A 14,800-nucleotide genomic window follows, 5' to 3' on the forward strand; every position below is an offset into this window, starting at 1 on the left:
AGAACAGGTCCGCCATCGCTACCTCCAGGCCGCAAAACGGCCGCCTGGAATCACAAAACGACAAACCCTGCAACGCCTTGGTTCGGTTCACACCCTAAGGCCGTCTCCTCTTCCAACTTGCGGGCTCGGACGAGATTGTCCTTGAACACCTGTACAGCGGCAGCCATCACACCGATTTCGTCGGTGCGCTGCGTGCCGACGACCGTAACCGCCAAATTGCCCTCGGACAGATGGCCCATGACCACGCGCAGGCTCGTCAACGGAGCCAGGGCACGACGCAACGCCAGCCAGAGGAGACCGACGGCGGCGAGTGTCACCAGAAGCCCTATGAGGACCGTCTGCCGGAGGGCCGCATCGACGCCGGCCAGGAAGTCAGACAGCTTCACGCCCACGTAGAGTATCCCGATGACGGTTCCGGCGGCGTCTCGGATCGGCTCATAATGCGCCAAGTAGGGCGTCCCCAGTACATCCACCTCCCCGCGGTACGGGACCCCTCGGCTTAGCACGGCCTCGTAGGCCGGGCCCGGCGCCAGCTTGGTGCCGACGGCGCGCGTGCCATCTGGCTTGATCACGTTGGTCGCCACGCGCGTGTCACCTCGAAAGATAGTCGCGGTGCCACCGATGATTCTTCGTACCCGGTCCACGGCGCTGTCGGCGGTGTCGATAGCGTGCGAGCCAACATACAAGCGGTCATCCCGGACGCTGAACGATCCAGCGGTGCCCTCATCCGAGAGAAGTTGCTGAAGAAGTCGCAGATTGTTGTCGAGCGAGGCCTCCGCGCGAGTAAGCAATTCACCACGCATTTGGACGATCAGCAGAGTGGCGAGACATGTTGTGGCGAAGATGAGTAACAGCGTGCCGAGTAAGCTGATTTTGATCGCTAGCGTGAGCTTTCGGCGCCGCTGCGGGATTGATGTCGTAGAGTTATTGCCCATCGCGCGGATGTCGGCCCTTCCTGCGAGTGCGCAGAACGTGCGTTAGGCCTACATTGATGCAGGTTGAATTCCTCAAGCGTTATCAGAGTAAATATTCGATTTAGATTGCATTAATGACTCTTTAATTTGCTTTTATAGAGCGTTCAACGCAACCTGGAGCGTCCGCTTTTGTAACATTTGCATCATCAGCTGAGCGGCTGGGTGGGGTTGGCGGCCGCATGGCAGCGCTGGGTACCAGCCCGATTGCGGTGATCTGCCCCTAGATCAAAGCCATAGCGATGGCCGCACTTAGGCAGCCGATCCCTAGGGCCATGAAGATCGTCGATACGGTTAGGGGTGATCGGTCGGGTCAGCTGGACAGTTGGGTCATGGGCTCGCAAACAGCGCTCATGATCGGCGGTTCCCGCTCAAAGTGCGTGTTCACTCCGCTGTGGCTGCTGAGTCACTATCCCCTTTTTCAACGACCGCTTCGGATGAGTTCCGAGGGCAACCTGGACGACCGACTTGGATCGGAACCGGCCGCCGCTCCGGTCGAACGGACCGAGCTTTGAGCCGAAAACAGATCAGTCGGCGGTCTGGACCGACCACGTGGCGTGACGAATACCCGGGGCGCGGGCCAGTTCGGCCGTGACGGCGTCGAGCTCCTCGGCCTTCACGGCGCTGGCCGTCAGGGTCGCCACCACATCCACCGCGGTCTCGCCCCGCTCCTCCACCTCGACGCTGCCGACCGGGTAGTTCGCCGCCTCCAGGCGCTCCACCAGCAGATCCTGCGCCGGACCGGCCTCGCCGGGCGCCGTGGTGACCTGGACCTCGTAGGTCGCCTCGGTGGCGGATTCGCGAATCGGCGCGCGGTTGATGGCATTCACCAGCGGCCGGAGCGCGGTGTTGCAGGCTAGAACCGTCACCATCACGAACACGGCCTCCAGGGGCAGGTCCGCACCGCAGAACGCCCCGACGGCCGCCGAGCACCACAGGGTCGCGGCCGTGTTGAGGCCGCGGACGTTCATGCCCTCCTTCATGATCACGCCGGCGCCGAGGAAGCCGATGCCGGAGATCACATAGGCCACCGTGCGGACGCCCCCGTCCGGGCCGGTGAGCCGCATGCCGAGATCCACGAAGGCGCTCGCTCCCACCGCGACCAGCACGGCCGTCCGCAGGCCCGCGGTGCGTTGCCGGTACTGGCGTTCGGCCCCGATGATCGTGCCGAGCACGAAGGCCACGAGCAGGCCGATGGCGGATTTCAGTTCTTCGGGGAGGGCGGTGTAGCTGATCATCCGCGGTCTCATGGGAGCGGGGAGGTGACGAAACCGTGACACCATGGCCCGGCCCGGATCCGTAAGCGTATCCGAACCGGGATTGACGGCCGCACCGGGCAGCGGGCACACCGGCAAGAGCCTGAGGATCCCTTAAGAATTCGGGACCCGGTCGAGGAGACGTGCAGGATGCAGCACACGGCCCGAGCGGCGGACGGGGTCCGCGCAAGATCCCGCAGCGCAAGATCCTGCCGCACAGGATGCGTCCGCGTATGAGCGGCGCCCTCGCCGAGCGTCGGCCCGACACCGTTCCCGACGACGCCCTGCACGGCCGCGTCATGGCGCTCCGCGAGGGGCTGGAGCGCGGCCTGATCGGCAGCGCCGGCCTCGTCGAGCGCCTGCTGATCGGGCTGCTCACCGGCGGCCACCTGCTGATCGAGGGCGCGCCGGGGCTGGCCAAGACCCGCGCGGTCAAGCGGCTCGCCGACGGGCTCGACGGCTCCTTCGCGCGCATCCAGTGCACCCCGGACCTGATGCCGGCCGATCTCACCGGCACCACCGTCTGGCGCCAGGACAGCGGCACGTTCGAGTTCCTGCCGGGGCCCCTGTTCCACGCCCTCGTGCTGGTGGACGAGGTCAACCGCGCGCCGCCGAAGGTGCAGTCGGCGCTCCTCGAGTCCATGGCCGAGGGGCAGGTGACGGTCTCAGGGACCACCCACCGCCTGTCCGATCCGTTCATGGTCGTGGCGACCCAGAACCCGATCGAGCATGCCGGCACCTTCCCGCTGCCGGAGGCGCAGCTCGACCGCTTCCTGCTGCACGTCGTGGTCGACATGCCCGACGAGACCACGGAGCGGGCGATCCTCGACCTCGTGGAGGGCGAGATCACCCACCACGTCGACACCATGACCATGCGGTTGTCGCTGGCGGATGTGCGCGCGGCCCGGGAGGCGGCGCTCTCCACCTACGTGTCGCCGGCCCTCAAGGACTATCTCGTGCGGCTGGTGGCGGCGACCCGCACCGATGCGGCGGCCCCGGACCTGCGCGCCATGATCGAGCACCCGGCCTCGCCGCGGGGCACCCTGGCGCTGATGATGGCCGGCAAGGCCCGGGCCTGGCTGCGGGGCCGCGACCACGTCATCCCCGAGGACGTCACGGACCTCGCCCGGGACGCCCTGTCCCACCGCATCGGCCTGACCTGGCGGGCGGCCGCCGAGGGCAAGACGGCGCGCGGCCTCGTCGGCGAGCTGGTGCAGCGGGTGCGGGCGCTCTGACGGTGTTCGGGCTCCGGATTCCGGGACGTGCTTCCCCGCCCCCCTCTGCGGGGGAGGAGACCCTGCGCGGCAGCGGGGAAGCGGGGCAGCGCGACGGGTCGGGAAATGGCGCCCGTCGCGACCCGTCCGGAAGCGTCGCTCCCCTCGCCCGACCCGGCCTGACGGCCGGGGCCCCCGCAAAGGGGGGAGGAACGGGAAGCGCCGCGGGCATCCACCTCTCGGGCGAGGCGCTGATGGGCCTGCGCCACCTCGCCCGGCGGGGTTCCGCGCCCGCCACCCGGACCCTGGCAGGGCTGCCCGGCGGCATCGTCACCCGGCGCCGCGGCCGCGGCTCCGAGCCGGAGGATGTCCGCCTCTGGTCCGAGGGCGACGACCGCCGCTTCATCGACCGCAACGCCACGGCCCGCACCGGGCAGCTGCATGTCCGCACCCACCACGACGAGCGCGACCGCGCCGTGGTGCTGCTCGCCGATTTCCGGCCCTCCATGCTGTTCGGCACCCGCCGGGCCCTGCGCTCGGTGGCGGCCGCCGAGGCCCTGGCGCTGCTCGGCTGGCGGGTCGCGGCCGATGGCGGCCGGGTCGGCCTCGCGGTGGCCTCGGCCGGCGCGCCGACCGTGCTGCGGCCGGCGGGCGGCGAGCGCGCCATGATCGCGGTGACCGGCGCCCTCGCCCAGGCCCATGCCGACGCCCTCGGGACCGAGTCCGGTTCGCGGGCCCACGCGGAGCCGCCGCTCGAGGCGACCCTCGCCCTCGCCCGCAGCCTGCTGCCGGCCGGCGGCCACCTCGTCATCGCCAGCGCCCTCGACGATCCCGGCCCGGGCTTCGACGAGCTCCTGACGCTGCTCGCCGAGCGGATCGCCATCCGGCTGATCCTGGTGAGCGACGCCTTCGAGCGCGCCCGGCCACCGGGATACTACCCCTTCGCCCTCGCGGATGGCCGCCGCGGGACCGCGCTGCCGACGGCGGCCGGGCCGGCGGGCGAATCCGCCGAGGCCCGGCTCGCCGACTATGCCCGGCGCGGCATCGCGGGCGTGCGCCTCGACGTCGAGACCGGCCCGGAGGCCTATGCGCCGCTCATGGAGCGCCTCGATGCGGTGCTGTGAGGTCCGACACGGCGGTCCGATCCGATGAACCCCGTCACTCCCGCCGAGATTCCCCTGTCCCTCGAACAGCTTCGGGGCCTGCATCTGCCCGGCGGCGCCGCCGGCGCCCTGCAGGGCGAGGTCGTCGCCGCGGCGGCTCTGGGCTTCCTCGCCGCCCTGCTGGTGGGGCTCGTCCGCTACGGGCGCGGCCGGGCGCGGGCCGGCATCCGCCGGGCGGCGCTGGCCGAACTCGCCCGGAGCCGGAACCTCGATCCGGAGGCGCGCCTCGTCGCCCAGGCCCGGCTCCTGCGCCGTCTCGGCCGGACCCTCGGCGGCGAGACCGAGGCCCGGGCGACGGGCGCCGACTGGGCCGCCCGCCTGGACGCGCTGTTCAGGACCGATTTCTTCACCCGGGGCGCCGGCCGGGTGCTCGCCGACGGGCTGTACCGGCGGCAGGATCCCGACCTCGACGCCCTGGACGCCGAACTCGGCCGCCTGATCGGACGGCTGCGGGCATGAGCGCGTTCCTGCCCGCATGGCTCAGCGCCCTCCTGTCGGCCTTCGACTGCGCCGCGCCCTGGGCGCTCCTGGCCCTCCCCCTGCCCCTGCTGGCCGCCCGCCTGATCCCGGCCGAGCCCGAGGGCGGCAGCGGCGCCCTGCGCGTGCCCGGCACGCTGGTGGGCGGGGCGCGCTCCGGCGCCGACCTCGCGGCCCGGGGGCGGCGGCGGGCCCTGCTGACCTGGACGCTCTGGATCGCCCTGGTGGCGGCCCTGTCGGGTCCGCGCCTCGTCATGCCGGCGGCCGCGCTCCCGGCCTCGGGCCGCGAGATCATGATCGCCATGGACCTGTCGGGCTCGATGGAGCGGCGCGACTTCGCCCTCGACGGCGAGACCGTGAACCGGCTCACCGCGGTCAAGCGCGTCGGCACCGACTTCATCCGCCGCCGGGCCGGGGACCGGATCGGCCTCGTGATCTTCGCCGACCAGGCCTACGTGGCGGCGGCCCTGAGCTTCGACACTGCCGCGGTCGCCCGCGCCCTCGACGAGGCGACGATCGGCATCAGCGGCCGCTCCACCGGGATCGGCGACGGCCTCGGCCTCGCCCTGCGCCGCCTGGACCCGCGGGATGCGGACGGCGAGGCCGCCTCCGGGAGGCAGTCCGGCGCCAAGGCCGCGAAAGCCGTGATCCTGCTCTCGGACGGCGCCAACAATGCCGGCCAGACCGCCCCCAAGGACGTGGCGGACCTCGCCAAGACGCTGGGCATCAAGATCTACACCATCGCGCTGGGGCCCCGCGACATGGCCGATGCCGATGGCGAGCAGGACGTGGTCGACACCGAGACCCTGCGCGACATGGCGCAGGCGAGCGGCGGCGAGGCGTTCCGGGTGCGCACCACCGAGGATCTGGTCCGCGTCGCCGACGCCATCGACCGGCTGGAGGGTGGCCGCGCCCTGGCTCCGCCCCTGCCCCTGCGCCGGGACCTCTGGCCCTGGCCGGCCGCCCTGGCGCTGCTGGCCGCCGCCGCCCTGCTGGCCAGCCGGAGGGGGGCGTGAGGGATCCACGTTTCGCCGCCTGTCCGGCACACGCCCTCATCCTGAGGTGCCCGAGCGCAGCGGAGGCCTCGAAGGAGCCCTCCCGCCGGCCGCGCGATCCCTGGAGCCCTCCTTCGAGGCCCGCTGCGCGGTCACCTCGGGATGAGGGGATCCGGGTGGGAGACGCCGCCCGATGAGCTTCCTCGACGCCTTCGCGCTGCTGCGCCCCTGGTGGTTCCTGGCGATCCCGGTGGTCGTCCTGCTGGCGCTCCGCGCCGCGTGGCGCTCGGCGCCGTTGGGCGACTGGGCCCGGGCGGTGGATCCGGCGCTGATGGCCCATCTCGCCCGCACCGGCGCGGTGCTGGGCGGCCGGCGGCAGGCGAACCTCGCCGCCGCCCTGGCGGCCGGGCTGATCGCCCTCGCGCTCACCGGCCCCGCGGTGGAGCGGGCGGACGGGCGGACCTTCCGCAACCTCGACGAGACCGTGATCGTCGTCGACCTGTCCCGCTCGGTCACGGAGGGCGGCAACCTCCAGGGCGTCCGGCAGGCCGCCGCCGCCGTCGCCGAGGCCGCCGGCACCCGGGCGGTCGCCCTCGTGGTCTACGCGGGCGACGCCTACCTCGCCGCCTCCCCCACCACCGACCGCGACAGCCTCGGCACCACCCTGTTCGCCCTCGATGCCGACACGGTGCCGGACCGCGGCACCCATCCCGAGCGTGGGCTGGCGCTGGCCCGCCGCACCCTGGCGGAGGCCAACGTCGTGGCTGCCGACGTGGTGCTGATCAGCGACGGCGACGGCATCGGCGAGGCCGCCACCCGCGAGGCCCGCGCCATCGCCGAGCACGGCTGGCGGCTCCAGGCGCTGTTCGTCCCCGCCGACAAGCCGCTGCCGCCCGGCGCACCGAAGCCCGACCGGGCCGCCCTCGACGCCCTCGTCCGGGCCGGCGGCGGCACCGTCGCCGACATCGCGACCCCCGGCCCGGTGCTCGACGTGGTCGGCGCCGGGCTCAGTCAGCACCTCGCGGCGGGCGGCTACGGCGTCCTGGCCTATGCGGATCTCGGGCGCTGGCTGCTGCTGCTGGCAGCCCTGCCGGTCCTGGTCCTGTTCCGCAGGAGCGCCTGATGCGGCTCACCCTCCCCGACACGGGCTTCGCCGTCCCGCTCCGCGCCGGCCTGCCGCCGCGCTGGCGCCGCCGCGCCCGGATCGCCGGCCTGGCACTGGCGGGGATCGGCCTCCTGGCGCTGCTCGCCGTCTCGCAGCCCCGGACCGGCTTCGGGCGCCTGCTGATGGGCCTCGGCCTGCCGGGGCTGGCCGCGGACGTCTTCGTCGATCCGGCCTGGCGCGCCGCCGCGCTCTACGAGGCCGGCCGCTACGCGGACGCGATCGCGCTGTTCCGCACCGGCGGGCGGCGCGCGAGCTACAATCTCGGCAACGCGCTCGCGAAGGCGGGCGACCTCGAGGGCGCGCTGGCGGCCTACGACGAGGCCCTGCGCTTCAACCCCCGCGACGCCGACGCCCAGGCCAACCGCTCGCTGATCGCCCGGATGCGGGCCGAGGTGATCGATCGCGGGCCCGGCGGCGGCATCGCCAACGGCACAGCCCAGTACGGTGCCCGCTACAACAACACCGCCAACCAGGACCAGAACAACGACATCAACGCCGCCTCCAGCGGCGAGGGGCTCGCCGGCAACAAGGAATCGAACGCCAGCGCGTCGCTGCCCGGCAACAGCAAGGTGTCCCGCCGGGGCAAGGCCGAGCAGCAATCGATCGACACCGGCAAGGGCCAGGCCCGGGGCTCGGCCGGCGACGCGGCGGGCCGGGGCCGGACCGGGGGCGGTTCCGCCATGGTGGCCGAGGCGCCCGAGCGCGAGGTCCGCCGGGTGACCAAGAGCTTCGAGGCCCACGAGATCCGACCGGACCGGCTCTGGCTCCAGACCCTGCCGGACGATCCCGGCCGCTATCTCAAGCTGCGCCTGCGCGCCGAGCAGACCCGCCGGGTCGAGGCCGGCACCGCGATTCCCGCCGGGAGCAACCCGTGGTGAGTTTTTCTGGGGTCTTCGAGAGGCGCGCCCGCGCGCTCCTCCTCCTCGCCTCCCTCCTCGCTCCCCTCCCCGCCCGCGCGGAGATCGAGCCGGGCGACCTCACCCTGACGGTGACCGCCGAACTGAACGGCAACAGCGCGCCTTTCTCCCGCGAGATGGTGCTCTTGAAGATCCACGGGGTCTACAAGCAGCCGATCCTGCTCGAGGAGGTGGTGCAGCCCTCCCTCGCCAACTTCTCCTGGACGCAGCTCGGCCGGGATCACTGGAGCAAGACCAAGCTTCCCGACGGCCAGAGCGCCATCGCGTTCGACCGCACCGTGGCGGTCTTCCCGCACCATGCCGGGCAGTTCACCATCGAGCCGTTCACCCACAAGCTCACCGTCAACGATGTCGGCGAGCGGCGGGTGGTCGAGGTACGCTCGAAGCCGATCCCCTTCCCGGTCGCACAATGGACCGAGCCCAGCGGCGGCCCCGACGCCAAGGAGCCCTGGTGGCTGCCGGCCAAGGACGTGGCGATCACCGATTCCTGGAGCCCGGATCCCGAGACCATCAAGGTCGGCGAGACCACCCGCCGGATCGTCACCCTGGAGGCGCAGGGCATGGTGGCGGAGGGCCTGCCGCCCCGGCCGGTCATGCGCACCCGCGGCATCATCACCTTCGCGGGGCCCGTCACCCGCGAGACCCTGCTGACCCCCTCGGGCCCCGTGGCGCGGGCCACCTACCAGTGGGACGTGAAGCCCGGCGTGCCGGAGATCATCCCCCTCGACGCCATCGCGATCCCGTGGTTCGACACCAACACCCGCACCATGCGCGAGACCGAGATCCCGGCCCGGCAGATCGGCGGCGGCCTGCCCGACCGGGAGACCGACCGGGCGCCCCCCGCGATCCCCTCGCCGCTCGTGGTCGCCGCCTCGGCGCTGGCCGCCTTCGGGCTGGGCTTGGCGCTGATCGGCTTCGGCCTTGGCCGGCCCTCCTTGCGCCTGTCTCGCCCGACCCGGCGCGCGCTGCAGGCGGCGGCCCGTTCCGGAGATCCCGCCGGGTTCCGCGCGGTCCTGGATACGGCGATGCGGGAAGCGCCGGATCTGGCTCGCATCTGGCAGGCGCGGCCCGGTCTTGTCGCATCCTTCGCGGCTCTCGACCGGTCGGTGTTCGGCGCATCGGGCGCGCCGGTCCCGGACCTGAGGGCATTGGCCAACGCCCTGTCCCGGTCCGAACCGGTCGCCGCTGCTGCGCGGGAACCGGACCGGCTCGCCCCCCTCGACGGTCCGGCCCGCTGACTGATCGTCGGCTTGTGAACGCGCCTCCGGGAACGGCGCGCCGCATGGCGGCTTGGGCTGCCGGCGCTGATCGCCACCGGAGATTTCGTTCATGCCCGCGATCCTGAACAGACCCGCATGTGCGCTGGCCGCGATGCTCGTCCTCGGCCTGGTCGTCCCCACCGCGCTGCCGTCGGCGGCCTTCGCCCGGTCCTCCGGCACCGAGCGCACGCTGAAGATGGTCGACACCGACAAGGACGGCACGATCGATCTGGCCGAGGCCCAGGCCGCGGCCGGCAAGGTCTTCGACGCCGCCGAGACCGACAAGGACGGGACCGTCGACGCCAAGGAGCTGAAGGGCCGGGTCAGCAAGACGGACCTGAAGGCCGCCGACACCGACAACGACGGCACCCTCGACCGCAAGGAATACCTCGCCCTGGTCGAGCAGCGCTTCAAGGCGGCCGATCCCGACAAGGACGGCACGCTCGACGCCAAGGAACTCAAGACCCCGGCCGGACGCAGCCTGCTGCAGCTCCTGAAATAGGCGCGGATCCCGGAGACCCGCCGTTGCACAGTCCATGAGCAAGTATTATTCCTGTGCAACGGCTCAAGTTCTGGGCAGGCATCAATATTTTGCACTATCTTGCTTCATCTGAATTGGCCTCGTAGGTTTCGGTCATCCGGGCGGCAAAGCATCGGATGAACCACCAGGGAGGAGCGCGATGGCACGCGCCAACGAGGTCAAGGACAGGTTCCGCGCGCGGCTGCAGGAGGCGGATGCCCGCAGCAACGACTTCCGCAAGAAACTCCTGGAGGAAGGCGCCCGGGCGCTGGAGCCGGTGGTCGGCGTCCTGAACCTCATGGCCGAGGTGCTCAACGAGGAGGACAACGTCCACGGCAGCATCACCGGCCTCGAGGCCAAGATCGATCAGGACAACTTCATCAGCCTCTGCGCGCGGCTGCGCGGGACCGACACCGAGCAGAAGATCAAGATCAAGTACGGTCCGGAACTCGGCGGCAGCAACTACATCTCGGTCTCGGGCCTGAACCAGCGCTACAACGAGCGCCTCGTGCCGGGGGCTGCGAGCTGCGCCATCGGCCGGACCGTCGGCAGCGACATCCAGCTCGACGAGCACCGGGGCGACGAGCTGGCCGAGGTGGTCCGCGAGGTGGTCGAGGATTTCTATGCCGCCCAGATCGAGCAGCGCAGCCACTTCGCCTACGCTCGCTGAGCCTTGCGGCTTCGCCGATCGATCCAGCACGGTGGGTTCATGACAGGGCGCGGGTCCGCTCTCGCACGGGAGGGGACCCGCGCCGATCCGAACCGATCTGTGAACCCGCCGCGCCCCCCCGACCCACCAGCGCGGGAGCCGGAAAACCGGATTCCCCTTCCCGGCATCCTGCGCTAAGCCTGTCCCGATGGGGATGGAGCGCCCCGACAACCGCCCGACTCGGAGGCCGGGCTGATGGCTCCTACCGCACGGGCGCGCCTCAGCCGTCCGCGGTGGGGCCGTGCGCCGAAGCCGCGACAGGACGTGGCTGCCCGACCGAACAGGAAGGGCCGGCATGATCAACACCCTCATCGTCGTTGTCGGAGCCGGGCTCGGGGGCGGGTGCCGCCACGGGATCAACGTGGCGGTCGCCCGGCTGCTGCCGGGCCTCGGCTTCCCACTGGCCACGCTGATCATCAACGTGCTGGGCTCGTTCCTGATGGGCGTGCTCGCCGAGGGCTTCGCCCTGCGCGGCGCGGCGGGTCACCCGGCACGGCTGTTCCTGACCACGGGCGTGCTCGGCGGCTTCACCACCTTCTCGACCTTCTCCCTCGACGCGATCAGCCTGTACCACCGGGGCGAGACCGCCGCCGCCGCCCTCTACGTTGGGGCCTCGGTGGCGACCGGTCTGATCGGGCTGGTGGCGGGCCTCACCCTGGTGCGGGCGGTCCTGAGCGGCAGCTGAGGCCGTCCCGGCTTCAAAAGGGCTGCGACCTCTTGCGGATCCGGGGCGGAGCCCGGGTCGTTCAGGGGCTCCGCCCCCGGACCCCGCCAAAGGGCTGAGCCCTTCGGAAACCCCTCTCAATCCGCGATGAACTTCAGCCGGTGGTCGCGGTAGAGGTCGACGATCGCCGCCGCGGTCTCCTCGATGGAGCGGCGCGTCACGTCGATGGTCGGCCAGCGGTTCCGGGTGAACAGCCGGCGGGAGGCGGTGATCTCGTCCGCCACCGCCGAGCGGTCGACGTAGAGGGACGATTCGTCGGCGTTGAGGCTGGAGAGCCGGTTCTGGCGGATCTGCACGATCCGCTCCGGCGAGGCGAACAGCCCGACCACCAGGGGCTTGCGGGCGCGCTCGATCGCCGGCGGCAGCGGCATGCCCGGCACCAGCGGCAGGTTGGTGGTCTTGAGGCCGCGATTGGCGAGGTAGATCGAGGTCGGCGTCTTCGAGGTCCGGCTGACGCCGAGCAGGATGACGTCCGCGTCCTCGAGATCCTCCGGCAGGTTGCCGTCGTCGTGGGCCAGGGTGAAGTTCATCGCGTCGATGCGCTTGAAGTACTCGGCGTTCAGCATGTGCTGGGCGCCGGGCCGGGCTGTGGTCTCGGCGCCGAGATAGGCGCGCAGCAGGTCGTGGACCGGCCGCAGCACCGACAGGCAGGGCGAGCCGGTCTCCCGGGCGACCTCCTCCAGCCGCTCGCCGAGGTCGCCCCCCACCAGGGTGTAGAGGACGAGACCCGGCGCCGCCCGGATCTCCGAGATCACCCGGTCGAGCTGCGCGGCCGAGCGCACCAGCGGATAGACGTGCTCGATCGCCGACACGCCCTCGTACTGCGCGGCCGCCGCGCGCCCGACATTGATCAGCGTCTCGCCGGTGGAGTCGGAGACGAGGTGGAGGTGGAAGTAGCTGCGGCCCATTCCGATCGCCTCTGCGGTCGCCTTTCGCGGCGCCCACGTTGTCCACCGCCGGCCGCCAGGGGAGTCGATGAGTGTGGATAGGATGCCCCGCCGGGCCGGTCCAGGGCGATACCGGTGCGCGCTATCGACTCCGCCGTTCACAGGCAGACGATCGGGGCGCATGGATTCCGCCTCACTGGGAGAATCCGGGACGCGTCCGGGGTCCGCACACGACTCGGCGTTGCCAAGGCGCTGTCGGATCTGGTCGTTCTCGCAAGATGGAGCAAATCCTTTAAAGCCTCGTTAACGGCGCGGCGCCGGGGACCGCCTGTGGACGCTTTTGTGCCCCCGTGATTCGGCCCCCCAAGAGAAAAAACAGAGTCCTAGATTCTCTCTTTTCTTTTCGAAGGGGCCTGTGTGGGGATCGGCGCGCCTCGACTCGACAGGAGGCCCGCCGACGGGCATGCGGGATGACGGATACGGGATGGGAACGACGATGACGGGGACGGAGCGCAAGTCCGAGCGGAAGGTGCTGCGCGTCCTCGACGGGGAGGCGATCGGTCCGCCCCCCGCCTGGATGATGCGGCAGGCCGGCCGCTACCTGCCGGAATACCGGGCGACCCGGGCCGAGGCCGGCTCGTTCCTCGACCTCTGCTACAGCCCCGACTTCGCCGTCGAGGTGACGCTCCAGCCGATCCGGCGGTTCGGCTTCGATGCCGCGATCCTGTTCTCGGACATCCTGGTCGTGCCCCATGCGCTCGGTCAGGACGTGCGCTTCGTGGAGGGCGAGGGGCCGCGCCTCGATCCCCTCGACGGCCGGGAGGCCTTTTCGAAGCTGCGCGAGGCCGGCGACCCGGCGGTGATGACCCATCTCGCACCGGTCTTCGAGACGGTGACCCGGCTGCGCGCGGAACTGCCCGGCGAGACCACGCTGCTCGGCTTCTGCGGCGCCCCCTGGACGGTGGCGAGCTACATGATCGGCGGTCGCGGCACCCCGGACCTCGCCCCCGCGCGGGCGCTGGCCGAGGGCGACACGACGCTGGTGGACGCGCTGATCGACCGCCTCGTCACGGTGCAGACCGATTACCTCGTGCGCCAGCTCGAGGCCGGCGCCGACGCCGTGCAGATCTTCGAGTCCCATGCCGGCACGCTGCCCCTCGCCGTGCCGACCTCCGACGGCACCGTCGAGCCCGTCGGCGACGTGGCGGAGAGCGCCCTGCCGGGCGCGCCCGCGGCGGACGCCCTCACCCGCTGGTCCCTGCAGCCGATCGCCCGGATGGTGGCGGGCGTCCGCGCCCGGGTGCCGGGCGCCAAGATCATCGTGTTCGCCCGCGGCTCGGGCCTCGACGGCCATGCCCGGGTGGTGCCGGAGACCGGCGCCGATGCCGTCGGCGTCGACTGGGGGGTGGACCTGAAGGCCCTGCGGGCGACGGTGCCGGCCACCACGGTGACGCAGGGCAACCTCCATCCCGAGACGCTGATCGAGGGCGGCGCGGCCCTCGACGCGGCGGTGGATGCCGTCCTGGAGGCGACCGCCGGCCGGCCGCACATCTTCAACCTCGGCCACGGCATCACGCCCCAGACGCCGGTGGCCCATGTCGAGCGGATGCTCGCCCGGCTGCGCGGCCAGGGTTGAGGCTGCGCCCGTGCTGTACGACTGGATCAAGGCCGGCCACGTCATCAGCCTGATCGCCTGGATGGCGGGCATGCTCTACCTGCCGCGGCTGTTCGTCTACCATGCGAGCCTGCCGCCGGGTTCGGAGGCGCAGAGCGCGACCTTCAAGGTGATGGAGCGCCGCCTGCTCAAGGCGATCATGAACCCGGCCCTGATCGCCACCTGGCTGTTCGGGGTGGCGCTCGCCTGGATGAGCGGCTTCTATGCGAGCCCCTGGCTCCAGGCGAAGTTCGCGCTGGTGCTGGCGATGACCGGTATCCATGGCTGGCTCGCCCGGATGGTCAAGGATTTCGCCGCCGACCGGAACACCCGCGGTCATCGGTTCTACCGGGTGCTCAACGAGGTGCCGACGCTTCTCATGATCGGCATCGTCATCCTGGCGATCGTCAAGCCGGGCTTCTGATCCCGGGTCGATTCACCCGGCTGCCGCGCTGCGCGGAGCCTTTCCGCCGCCGGGCCGTTTCCTGGCCATGCCGAAGCCGCTCGTCCTCGCCCTGGCCCTCGCCGCCCTCGCGGCTCCGATCGCCGCCCCGGCTGCCCGGGCCGCGAGCTTTCCGTGCGACAGGGCCGAGGCTCCGGACGAGAAGGCGATCTGTGCCCATCTCCCCCTCAACGACCGGGACGTCGAGATGGCGACCCGGTTCGAGATCCTGAAGAGCGTGCTGCCCATGGGCGGCCAAGCCAAGCTGCGCGACGATCAGGAGGCGTGGCTGACGGAGCGGCGCGCCTGCAGCGGCGACGTCGCCTGCCTGACAGCCGCCTACGACGGGCGGCTCAAGGTGCTGCGCGGGGTACTGTCCGAATTCGCCAAGCAGGGCCCGTAGCCGTCGCGGTGCTCCGCAAGGACACCACCACGACGGTCCGGCCT

At 71.5% G+C, this 14,800-nt stretch carries 16 protein-coding genes and 1 riboswitch; of the genes, 13 read left to right on the plus strand and 3 right to left on the minus strand.

Annotated elements, in window-relative coordinates; genetic code table 11:
• Positions 1-50: 50 nt before the first annotated feature.
• On the minus strand, positions 51-935 hold the full coding sequence (locus ABIC70_RS14845; protein WP_354439990.1) for a methyl-accepting chemotaxis protein: 885 nt from the start codon (positions 933-935) through the stop codon (positions 51-53).
• Between the two features lie 563 nt (positions 936-1,498).
• Complete coding sequence (locus tag ABIC70_RS14850) at positions 1,499-2,209, minus strand: MgtC/SapB family protein (protein ID WP_043346286.1); 711 nt, start codon at positions 2,207-2,209, stop codon at positions 1,499-1,501.
• A gap of 251 nt (positions 2,210-2,460) precedes the next feature.
• Here ABIC70_RS14850 and ABIC70_RS14855 point away from each other — a divergent pair, with 251 nt between their 5' ends.
• From ABIC70_RS14855 to crcB, 10 genes are all read left to right on the plus strand, one after another.
• Positions 2,461-3,462: an AAA family ATPase gene (locus tag ABIC70_RS14855; RefSeq protein WP_354439991.1), complete on the plus strand. Its 1,002-nt coding sequence runs from the start codon at positions 2,461-2,463 to the stop codon at positions 3,460-3,462.
• A 233-nt stretch (positions 3,463-3,695) separates the two neighbouring features.
• Entirely contained in the window at positions 3,696-4,565 is an 870-nt protein-coding gene (locus ABIC70_RS14860) for a DUF58 domain-containing protein (protein WP_043386180.1), read from the plus strand.
• A gap of 24 nt (positions 4,566-4,589) precedes the next feature.
• Positions 4,590-5,063, plus strand: coding sequence for a DUF4381 family protein (locus ABIC70_RS14865; protein WP_051976194.1), 474 nt, complete (start codon positions 4,590-4,592; stop codon positions 5,061-5,063).
• Entirely contained in the window at positions 5,060-6,097 is a 1,038-nt protein-coding gene (locus ABIC70_RS14870) for a VWA domain-containing protein (protein WP_170861886.1), read from the plus strand. The genes ABIC70_RS14865 and ABIC70_RS14870 overlap by 4 nt, the downstream gene beginning before the upstream one ends.
• A 172-nt stretch (positions 6,098-6,269) precedes the next feature.
• Positions 6,270-7,199 carry a vWA domain-containing protein gene (locus ABIC70_RS14875; RefSeq protein WP_075381015.1) on the plus strand — a complete coding sequence of 310 codons (930 nt, stop codon included), beginning with the start codon at positions 6,270-6,272 and terminating at the stop codon, positions 7,197-7,199.
• A complete protein-coding gene (locus tag ABIC70_RS14880) occupies positions 7,199-8,119 on the plus strand; it encodes a tetratricopeptide repeat protein (protein ID WP_075381014.1) in 921 nt (306 codons plus the stop codon). Before ABIC70_RS14875 ends, ABIC70_RS14880 begins: the two co-directional genes overlap by 1 nt.
• Positions 8,113-9,396, plus strand: a complete 1,284-nt coding sequence (locus ABIC70_RS14885; protein ID WP_354439992.1) for a hypothetical protein — start codon at positions 8,113-8,115, stop codon at positions 9,394-9,396. The genes ABIC70_RS14880 and ABIC70_RS14885 overlap by 7 nt, the downstream gene beginning before the upstream one ends.
• A gap of 91 nt (positions 9,397-9,487) precedes the next feature.
• Entirely contained in the window at positions 9,488-9,919 is a 432-nt protein-coding gene (lanM, locus tag ABIC70_RS14890) for a lanmodulin LanM (protein WP_043346265.1), read from the plus strand.
• 178 nt (positions 9,920-10,097) lie between these two features.
• Entirely contained in the window at positions 10,098-10,607 is a 510-nt protein-coding gene (locus ABIC70_RS14895) for a hypothetical protein (RefSeq protein ID WP_043346263.1), read from the plus strand.
• A gap of 180 nt (positions 10,608-10,787) precedes the next feature.
• Positions 10,788-10,858: riboswitch (Fluoride riboswitch) on the plus strand.
• An 83-nt stretch (positions 10,859-10,941) separates the two neighbouring features.
• Positions 10,942-11,331: a fluoride efflux transporter CrcB gene (gene crcB / locus ABIC70_RS14900; protein WP_091955375.1), complete on the plus strand. Its 390-nt coding sequence runs from the start codon at positions 10,942-10,944 to the stop codon at positions 11,329-11,331.
• Positions 11,332-11,447: 116 nt separating this feature from the next.
• On the opposite strand, the gene ABIC70_RS14905 is transcribed toward crcB, so the two are convergent.
• Positions 11,448-12,278 (minus strand): pyruvate, water dikinase regulatory protein, encoded by an 831-nt coding sequence (locus tag ABIC70_RS14905; protein WP_043346269.1) that lies wholly within the window; start codon positions 12,276-12,278, stop codon positions 11,448-11,450.
• 463 nt (positions 12,279-12,741) lie between these two features.
• Here ABIC70_RS14905 and ABIC70_RS14910 point away from each other — a divergent pair, with 463 nt between their 5' ends.
• From ABIC70_RS14910 to ABIC70_RS14920, 3 genes are all read left to right on the plus strand, one after another.
• Entirely contained in the window at positions 12,742-13,893 is a 1,152-nt protein-coding gene (locus ABIC70_RS14910) for a uroporphyrinogen decarboxylase (RefSeq protein WP_354439993.1), read from the plus strand.
• A 10-nt stretch (positions 13,894-13,903) separates the two neighbouring features.
• Positions 13,904-14,335, plus strand: coding sequence for a protoporphyrinogen oxidase HemJ (hemJ, locus tag ABIC70_RS14915; protein ID WP_043346260.1), 432 nt, complete (start codon positions 13,904-13,906; stop codon positions 14,333-14,335).
• Positions 14,336-14,402: 67 nt separating this feature from the next.
• A complete protein-coding gene (locus ABIC70_RS14920) occupies positions 14,403-14,756 on the plus strand; it encodes a lysozyme inhibitor LprI family protein (RefSeq protein WP_043386172.1) in 354 nt (117 codons plus the stop codon).
• Positions 14,757-14,800: the final 44 nt, after the last annotated feature.

The organism is Methylobacterium sp. 1973 (assembly GCF_040545035.1).
Taxonomy (GTDB): domain Bacteria; phylum Pseudomonadota; class Alphaproteobacteria; order Rhizobiales; family Beijerinckiaceae; genus Methylobacterium; species Methylobacterium fujisawaense.